The organism is Streptococcus oralis, from assembly GCF_019929345.1.
Lineage (GTDB): Bacteria > Bacillota > Bacilli > Lactobacillales > Streptococcaceae > Streptococcus.
Window position 1 is genome coordinate 1 of record NZ_JAHZPJ010000020.1, and the last position, 8,292, is coordinate 8,292.

Here is an 8,292-nt window from a genome sequence, read left to right on the forward strand (position 1 = left end):
AAAAGGACTTAGTCCTGTGCAGTACAGAACTAAATCCTTTCAATAATTATTTATCCAACTTTTTGGGGTCAGTACATTAAGGCTCTCTTTTTGTTTGCTTATTTACTTGCTTTTTTCTCTTTATGTCGTTCATAAGCCTTGATTTGACGTTGAATTTCTTTTTCAATCGCAGCTTCTGGAGCATATCTTTCTTCCCAGTCATCTGGTTTTAAAATCTTGTGTGTAACTGGGTCAAAATGTGCTTTTCCATCAGGGAAAATTTTCCCCATGTTTGCCTCATGAACAATATCAAAGATACGTTCGGGGTCCACTCCCATCAATACAAAACTACCGTATGTGAAATACAATGTATCGATCAAAGCATCCACTTGACCGACCAAGTTTTGCTTAGCGGGTGTTTTTTTCGCCACTTTCTCTGCCGCCTTATCAAGTGCCTCATGCATGCTTGCAAGGGAGTTTTGGAATTCTTCCTCTGAAGAACTTGCTGCGCGAACAAACTCTACTAATTCTTCAATTTTAAAGTCTGCACGGTGGGTTGCACCTTCAGCATCCCATGCCTGTGGTTCTTCTTGAGTTCGTTCATCCATCATGTGGTGGAAGGTTTTGACCTTATTAAAGTGGTAGTCTCGACTGACGAACACTTTTTCTGAAGCCAAAACACCAAAGTGCTCGAGCGCCTTGTGGATACCATCTTGTTGATTACTTGCCGTAATATGCTTGGCAACTTCTTTGACACTGCTACTGCCATTTCCCATAGCGACCGACATACCAACACCCGCCAACATTTCTAGGTCATTGTCGGAATCACCGAAGGCCATGACTTGGTTGAGATCAAAGCCATACTCTTTCCCAACTCGGCGAATGCCTTCCAGTTTGGAATTGCCTTGGTTAATGATATCTGCGGCAAAAGGATTGCTTCGAGTTAATTTCAAATCTTCAAAATCAGCTGTTGCCTTCTCAGATTCTTCTGGCGTCATCAGCATCAAAACTTGATAAATGGGTTGATTAATCAAGTTAAGTAGGTCATCTTCCTTTTGAGGAACTGCCTTGCTAACCATCCGATTAAAAGAGCGACTAACGGTTCTTGTTAGCACAGTCGGAATAAAACGACTAACCAGTTGAGAAAAGGATCCAAGACCAAATGACATAATTTTCGAACCAACAACGGCATGCTCGGTTCCAAGAGCGATTTCTTTTCGCTCTTTTTTAGCATAGGCAATCAATTGACGCAGGCTTGACTTAGCAATTGGGCTTGCAAAGAGCACCTTTTCTTTATTAAAAATGTATTGGCCATTGTAGGTCACCGCAAAATCCAAGTCCAAGTCTTCCATCAATTCCTTGACAAAAAACGGCCCTCGTCCTGTCGCTACTCCAACAAGTACCCCTTGCTCTTTAACAATCTTAATCGCATCCTTAGTGGATTTCAAAACACTCTTACGATCGTTGACTAGCGTTCCATCGATATCAAAAAAAACAGCCTTGACTTCCATCCTATACCATTCTCCCCTTTTGTGTTACAATGATTATACCACATTTCAGAGAGAGTGAGTAAATCATGCTTAAGAAAATCCTTGTTTTACATACAGGTGGGACTATTTCCATGCAAGCCGACGCCACTGGTGCAGTTGTAACCAGTCAGGATAATCCCATGAATCATGTAACCAATCCGCTTGAAGGGATTGAGGTTTATGCCCTAGACTTTTTTAACCTGCCAAGTCCCCATATCAAACTCAAGCATATGCTTGCGCTCTATCATAAAATTAAAGAGGAAGCTGATAACTTCGATGGAGTTGTCATCACACATGGTACGGATACCTTAGAAGAAACAGCTTACTTTCTTGATACCATGAAAATCCCACCCATCCCTATCGTTCTAACAGGGGCTATGCGTAGTTCCAATGAACTTGGTAGCGATGGTGTTTATAACTATCTGAGCGCTTTGCGAGTTGCCAGCGATGACAAAGCAGCCGACAAGGGTGTGCTGGTCGTCATGAATGATGAGATCCATGCAGCCAAGTATGTTACCAAAACCCATACCACAAACGTCGGTACCTTCCAAACTCCAACACACGGACCACTTGGTCTCATCATGAAGCAAGAAATCCTCTACTTTAAAACAGCTGAACCGCGAGTCCGCTTTGACCTTGAGCGCATACAGGGACTGGTTCCTATCATCTCAGCCTATGCGGGTATGACCGACGAACTGATCAATATGTTAGACTTAGAACAACTGGATGGCTTAGTTATTCAGGCTTTTGGAGCAGGTAATATTCCCAAAGAAACTGCTCAAAAGTTGGAAAATCTCCTCCGAAAAGGCATTCCAGTCGCCTTGGTCTCACGATGCTTTAACGGCATTGCAGAACCTGTCTACGCCTACCAAGGTGGAGGGGTGCAGTTGCAACAAGCTGGTGTTTTCTTTGTTAAAGAACTCAATGCTCAAAAAGCGCGCCTCAAATTATTAATTGCCCTTAATGCTGGACTAAAAGGACAGGCACTAAAAGACTATATGGAAGGCTAATCCTCTTCTCTAGAACGCAAAAATAGGAAATCTTCACGATTTCCTATTTTTACTATTTACGTTTGCGTGTTGAACGACGTTCTGTCAAACCGTGAGGCAAGAGAACTTCACGTTCTTCCAACTCTTCCTTATGCATAATTTTGGTCAACATACGCATACTAATAGCGCCTAGGTCATAAAGAGGTTGGGCAATCGTTGTCAGATTTGGACGAGTGAATCGTGCAATCTGAGAGTCATCTGTCGTGATGATTTCAAACTCTTCTGGCACAGATACGCCGTGATCCGCCAAACCATTCAACACACCCGCAGCCAATTCATCACCTGTCACAACTGCAGCTGTAGCTTGTGAAGAAACCAAGCGCTCTGCCAATGCATAACCATCATCGTAACTATATTTGGATTCAAAAACCAAGCCTTCGCTGTAAGAAAGTCCAGCCTTTTTCAAAGCTTCCTTATAACCAATCAACCGAATTTTACCGTTGATATCGTCAACAAGTGGCCCACTGACAAAGGCAATCTTTTCATTTTCTTGAAGCAAATGGGTGACGGCATCAATCGTTGCTTGTTTGTAATCAATATTGACACTTGGAAGTTGGTGTTCTATATCCACAGTACCAGCAAGAACAACTGGTGTCCGTGAACGAGAAAATTCTGAACGAATCTTTTCAGTCAAGTGATAGCCCATAAAGATAATACCATCAACTTGTTTTGAAAAGAGGGTGTTGACCACTGAAACTTCCTTTTCATCATCTTCATCGCTATTCGCAAGGACGATATTATACTTGTACATTTCAGCAATATCATCGATTCCTTTGGCAAGTGTTGAGAAGTATCCATTGGTAATGTTGGGAATCACAACACCAACTGTCGTGGTTTTCTTGCTGGCCAAACCACGCGCTACCGCATTTGGACGGTAGTCAAGACGATCAATCACCTCTAGAACTTTTTTACGAGTATTCTCTTTAACGTTCTTATTGCCGTTCACTACACGACTAACAGTTGCCATTGAAACCCCAGCTTCACGGGCAACGTCATAAATCGTTACTGTATCATCTGTGTTCATTTCGTTTCCTTTCTATATTGAAAATTTCGCTTTCATGCATCTGCTTACTCCATTTTATCACTTATTGTAAACACTTTCAAGTATTTTTTAGAGAAACTCTGAAAAAATTTCACAACCTATTCCCATTTTGAAAAAGTAAGTACGTTTTCTTGATTTTTGAGATATTTTGCTGTATGATAAGGAAAAATAAAAGAGGGAGGGAATAATTATGGCTTTTACCAATACTCAGAGGCGTTCTGCTAGTTTTGGTGTTGTGACCAGCCTACCTGATGATGTCATTGACTCTTTATGGTATATTATCGATCATTTCCTGAAAAATGTCTTTGAATTAGAAGAAGAACTTGAGTTTCAGCTACTCAACAATAAGGGGACCATCACCTTCCATTTTTCTAGCCAGCACCTTCCGACTAGTATTGATTTTGATTTCAATCATCCTTTTGATCCGCTTTACCCTCCTAGGATCCTTGTTTTAGATATGGACGGTAGAGAAACCATCCTTCTTCCAGAAGAAAATGACCTATTTTAAAAACTCTAGCTTCTCGGCGCAAACTGCTGAGTAACTAGAGTTTTTTTCTATTTGTTCAATTCTTGATACAAGTAGCGTATCGGCTGTTTGAATACTGGATGAATAAAATGGGGAGCTATTTCCACTAATGGCTCAAGAACAAAGAGGCGTTCTGCTATATAAGGATGAGGCAAGATGAGGTCGTCTGTATAGATGACCTGGTCTTCTACAAAAAGCAGGTCCAAATCAATCAGGCGAGGTCCCCAATGCACCTCTCGAACCCGTCCCATTTCTGACTCAATGGCTAATAATGTTTCTAACAAGACTGGTGCTGGTAGCCAGGTTTCTACTTCAATTACCTGATTGGCAAAGCTATCCTGTTCCACACCGCCCCAAGGTTCCGTCATCAAGACACTGGACTCTTTGAGAATATGGATGCCACGAGCTCGCAGTTTGTCAATAGCTTGTTCCAAGTTTGCTTTTTTGTCTCCCATATTGCTTCCTAGAGCGATAAAGGCCCGCTGCTTACGACGGTGAATGGTCACCGAGCAGGTATCCAACGGTAAATGCACTGGAGCCCAAGGTTTTTTTAGTTCCAACTCAATCTCTTGGACAAGAGGATAAGTCTCAAAGGTGCGTTCAACTAGTTTGTAGGCTACCGTTTCAATCAAGTCCTCAGTGGTTTCCTGAAACCAAGTCGTCCACTGCTGACAAAGTTCGCCGTAATGGACAGAAGCCGCCAAATCCAATTCTGTCACTGCCTTGGTCATATCATAGGATAAGCTTGCGGAAATAACAAACTTTTGCCCTAGCTCTTTTTCACTAGGAAAGAGACCATGATAGGCAAAAATTTCCAAATCTTTAATCTGCAGTTGATCCATAACTAGTCCTTTCTAGAAAAATCCGCTTAAAGCGGATTCTTTTTATAGTCCCATTAGACGATAAGCCTGATCTCGGAGATCCTTATCCGTCTCAAAAACGCCTCGGGCTACAGTGGTCAAAGTCGCAGTGCCTGGCTTTCTGACACCACGCATGCTCATACACATATGTTCGGCCTCAATGACAACAAAGGCTCCCTTAGCACCCAGATAGTCCATCAAAGCATCGGCCACTTCAATATTCAACCGTTCTTGAATCTGTGGTTTTTTAGAATAAACTTCAACTGTACGGGCTAGCTTGGACAAGCCTGCCACACGACCATCTGGAATGTAGGCAATGTGCGCTCTCCCATAAAATGGCAAGAAGTGGTGTTCACACATAGTGTGGAAAAAGATATCCTTTTCTACCACCATGTTATCATCAATAATCTCAAAAGATTTTGATAAATGTTCCTCCGCTGTTTGACCAAGACCTGAAAAAATCTCTTGGTACATACGGGCTACACGAGCAGGAGTTTCCTGCAATCCCTCTCGGTTAGCATCCTCACCAACGGCCTCGATAATCATTTTTACAGCCATTTCAATCTTTTGTGTATCCATTCTCGTTCTTCCTCTCCATCAGATAGGCTCTCACTTGGCTCAAGAAATACAAGGAACCCGTGACAAGCCTGACTGTTTTTTTCTCTTCATCTTCTGTCATTTTCTGATCTAAAAATTCCTGCCAACCTTGGTAATTGAGATTTCTAAACTTAGCCGTCTCTTTCAGCACGCTTTCATCCGTCGCCCGACTATCGTCAAAATGTGTCAGGGTAAGCTCGGTATCTGGCATTTCCACTAGCAAATCCAGCATATCTTCCAAGGCCTTGGTTTTGATACACGTAAAAAGGATTTCCTTATGATAGCCAGCAAATCGTTCTTGCAAGGTTGCTAATAAAGCCTTGATCGCATGGGGATTGTGGGCCCCATCCAAAAGCAGCAAAGGGTCACTAGACACGACCTCCAAACGCCCTGGCCATCTGGTCTCTTTCAAAGCTTGAGCAACCAAGTCATTACTTGCTAATTCTCGCCCAGTCTCCTGGCAGTAAGTGTCTAGGAGAGCAAGCGCCATCCCCGCATTTTCTATCTGGTGCAAGCCAAGCAGACCTGTTTGAAAGCGACCTTGTCTGACAGAACTAGTATAATCAAAGATTTCACCCGCTACCACGCTTTCTTGATGACGAACCTGGTAATCTTTCCCATAGGCAAGTCGCGGCGCATTTTTAGCTTCTGCAATAGGGTCTATCACAGTCAAGGCTTCTTGAGTAATGCGACCTGTTAACAAAGGAATGCCTTGCTTGATAATACCAGCTTTCTGCTCTGCTATAGCTTCCAAGGTGTCACCAAGTAGGGCCACATGATCCAAGCCAATAGTCGTAATTCCTGTTAGAATCGGCTGGCAAACATTGGTACTATCCAGAAGGCCACCCATGCCGACTTCCATGAGGGCTACATCTACTTGCTCTGAGGCAAAGTAATCATAAGCTAGAGCTGTGATAATCTCAAACTCGGTTGTTCCCTGTAATGCAACGCTCCTCTCCCCCTCAAGCAAAGAGCGATAAACTGCCATGAGAGCTTCTAGCCTAGCCTCGGGAATGGATCTCCCATTGATACTAATCTGATCTGTATAATGAATGAGATAGGGCGAGCTGAACACCCCAACTCTCAGGCCTAGCCCTTCCAGCATCTTTTTCAAAAAAGCAATGGTCGAACCCTTGCCATTGGTCCCTCCGATATGGATGACCTTAAGTTTGAGATGGGGATTGCCTCGCAGAGCTAGGAGTTCCACCATTCGTTCCAAACCAAAATGTGGTTGGTCCGTCCGGTAGTGGGCAATCCACTGATTGTTTTGAATTTCGTTCATCTTACTTATATTGTTTTAAATCTAGATTTTCTGCATCATCTGCCAAACGAATGGCTGACGCAATTTCAACCGCCATCCTGTGACTGGCTACATCGTGCACGCGCACCACTTCCACACCCTGTCTCGCAGCAATACTGGTTACATGAGCCGAAGCCGTGTCCCGATTGCGGAAACCAAGTTCGGTCTCAGGATTAACTTCAAAACCATTTTCCTCCAGAATACTGATAACAAACCGCTTGCGCGAAACTCCAAGAAAGATTGGATAGCCTTTCTGATGCAGTTTATCCAGATCACGTAGAAGGAGCAGATTTTCCTTCTTAGTCAGACCAAAGCCAATTCCTGGATCCAGCAGAATATTTTCTCTTGCAATCCCAGCTTCCTCCGCTCTCGCTAGAGCTCGTTCAAAGAAAGCCTTCATCAAATCTTCGATTGGCATTTTTTCAAAGTCAGCTAACTCTTCCTCTGTAAAAGCTTGTCCAAAGCCAAAATGAGGGAAGATGAGCGAACTAGGGTGCTGAGATCGAGCCATGACTGGATTAAACATGATAACCACTTTCGCTCCAGCCTTAGCAACCACATCCGCCATTCTCTCATCTCCCATGAGACCCGTGATATCATTGACCAGATTGGCACCAGCAGCCAAGGCAGCCTCTGCCACCTGACTTTTCCAAGTATCAATGGAAATGAGGACATCACTTTCCTCACGGATAGCTTCGATGACTGGAACAACACGCTGGATTTCCTCTTCTATTTCAACATAGCTACTTCCAGGACGAGTTGATTCTCCACCGATATCTAGCATGCTCGCTCCTTCTGCTATCAATTTACGAGCTTGCTGGAGAGCCTGGTCAACAGCAAAAAACTGACCACCATCCGAAAAGGAATCTGGGGTTACATTGATAATTCCGCAAATGGCTGTTTTTGCCTGACTAGCTTTATTAGACATAGGGTCACTCCTCAAGGTTTTTCACCACATTATTTCTCTATTTTACCATAAAAAGAAAAAGATGGATACGCTAGTATTCATCTTTCTTTTAGGAAAGGAAAAATGGTATCCTAAAGCTGACTCATATCGCTAATCCTAAAATAATCCCCATACATCAAAAGACGAGATATTCCATAAGAAAAAGAGTAAATAACAGCTAGTCAATGTCACATTCCAGAACTAAAACATACTTTTGAACCGCTAGTCCTGACAGTTTTATCACTTGAATTGTCAAATTAAGTTCATAATTTCACCATAAAGTACTTCATGACGTGTTTTCCCACGATGGCAGAGCTTGCGAATGACACCACGGGCACCATGAGATAGTGAGTTAGCATCAAAATACCCTCTGTAAATGGCTCTATCGATTATTTGATAACTCATAACAGCTTTTCTATATTACCGACCTTCTATTTCTTCAGGGGACCATTGGCAATCGAGAA

At 42.9% G+C, this 8,292-nt stretch carries 8 protein-coding genes and 1 pseudogene; 2 read left to right on the forward strand and 7 right to left on the reverse strand.

Annotated features, from left to right (window positions below):
- Positions 1-98 precede the first annotated feature (98 nt).
- Complete coding sequence (locus K1I97_RS09835) at positions 99-1,490, reverse strand: Cof-type HAD-IIB family hydrolase (RefSeq protein WP_223332322.1); 1,392 nt, start codon at positions 1,488-1,490, stop codon at positions 99-101.
- A gap of 65 nt (positions 1,491-1,555) precedes the next feature.
- Between K1I97_RS09835 and K1I97_RS09840 the strand changes: the two genes are divergently transcribed.
- Positions 1,556-2,518, forward strand: coding sequence for an asparaginase (locus K1I97_RS09840; RefSeq protein WP_223332323.1), 963 nt, complete (start codon positions 1,556-1,558; stop codon positions 2,516-2,518).
- Between the two features lie 52 nt (positions 2,519-2,570).
- Here K1I97_RS09840 and ccpA read toward each other — a convergent pair whose 3' ends face one another.
- Positions 2,571-3,581: a catabolite control protein A gene (gene ccpA, locus K1I97_RS09845; RefSeq protein ID WP_223332324.1), complete on the reverse strand. Its 1,011-nt coding sequence runs from the start codon at positions 3,579-3,581 to the stop codon at positions 2,571-2,573.
- Positions 3,582-3,789: 208 nt separating this feature from the next.
- Between ccpA and K1I97_RS09850 the strand changes: the two genes are divergently transcribed.
- Positions 3,790-4,107 carry a DUF960 domain-containing protein gene (locus K1I97_RS09850; protein ID WP_223332325.1) on the forward strand — a complete coding sequence of 106 codons (318 nt, stop codon included), beginning with the start codon at positions 3,790-3,792 and terminating at the stop codon, positions 4,105-4,107.
- Positions 4,108-4,154: 47 nt separating this feature from the next.
- Here the strand turns inward: K1I97_RS09850 and folK are convergent, their stop codons facing one another.
- The 5 genes and pseudogenes from folK to K1I97_RS09875 form a co-directional block, all read right to left on the reverse strand.
- Positions 4,155-4,967: a 2-amino-4-hydroxy-6-hydroxymethyldihydropteridine diphosphokinase gene (gene folK / locus K1I97_RS09855; RefSeq protein WP_223332326.1), complete on the reverse strand. Its 813-nt coding sequence runs from the start codon at positions 4,965-4,967 to the stop codon at positions 4,155-4,157.
- A gap of 42 nt (positions 4,968-5,009) precedes the next feature.
- Complete coding sequence (gene folE, locus K1I97_RS09860) at positions 5,010-5,564, reverse strand: GTP cyclohydrolase I FolE (protein ID WP_223332327.1); 555 nt, start codon at positions 5,562-5,564, stop codon at positions 5,010-5,012.
- Positions 5,545-6,864: a bifunctional folylpolyglutamate synthase/dihydrofolate synthase gene (locus K1I97_RS09865; RefSeq protein WP_223332328.1), complete on the reverse strand. Its 1,320-nt coding sequence runs from the start codon at positions 6,862-6,864 to the stop codon at positions 5,545-5,547. The genes folE and K1I97_RS09865 overlap by 20 nt, the downstream gene beginning before the upstream one ends.
- A gap of 1 nt (position 6,865) precedes the next feature.
- The gene (folP, locus tag K1I97_RS09870) at positions 6,866-7,810 is read right to left on the reverse strand and encodes a dihydropteroate synthase (RefSeq protein WP_223332329.1); all 945 of its coding nucleotides are present in this window, start codon (positions 7,808-7,810) and stop codon (positions 6,866-6,868) included.
- Between the two features lie 306 nt (positions 7,811-8,116).
- Positions 8,117-8,292: pseudogene (locus K1I97_RS09875) on the reverse strand (IS30 family transposase); the annotation flags it as partial.

Coding starts and splice junctions, on each gene's coding strand:
- folK (WP_223332326.1), bottom strand. CDS start 4,967: ATGGATCAACTGCAGATTAAAGATTTGGAAATTTTTGCCTATCATGGT.
- ccpA (WP_223332324.1), bottom strand. CDS start 3,581: ATGAACACAGATGATACAGTAACGATTTATGACGTTGCCCGTGAAGCT.
- K1I97_RS09865 (WP_223332328.1), bottom strand. CDS start 6,864: ATGAACGAAATTCAAAACAATCAGTGGATTGCCCACTACCGGACGGAC.
- folE (WP_223332327.1), bottom strand. CDS start 5,564: ATGGATACACAAAAGATTGAAATGGCTGTAAAAATGATTATCGAGGCC.
- folP (WP_223332329.1), bottom strand. CDS start 7,810: ATGTCTAATAAAGCTAGTCAGGCAAAAACAGCCATTTGCGGAATTATC.
- K1I97_RS09850 (WP_223332325.1), top strand. CDS start 3,790: ATGGCTTTTACCAATACTCAGAGGCGTTCTGCTAGTTTTGGTGTTGTG.
- K1I97_RS09840 (WP_223332323.1), top strand. CDS start 1,556: ATGCTTAAGAAAATCCTTGTTTTACATACAGGTGGGACTATTTCCATG.
- K1I97_RS09835 (WP_223332322.1), bottom strand. CDS start 1,490: ATGGAAGTCAAGGCTGTTTTTTTTGATATCGATGGAACGCTAGTCAAC.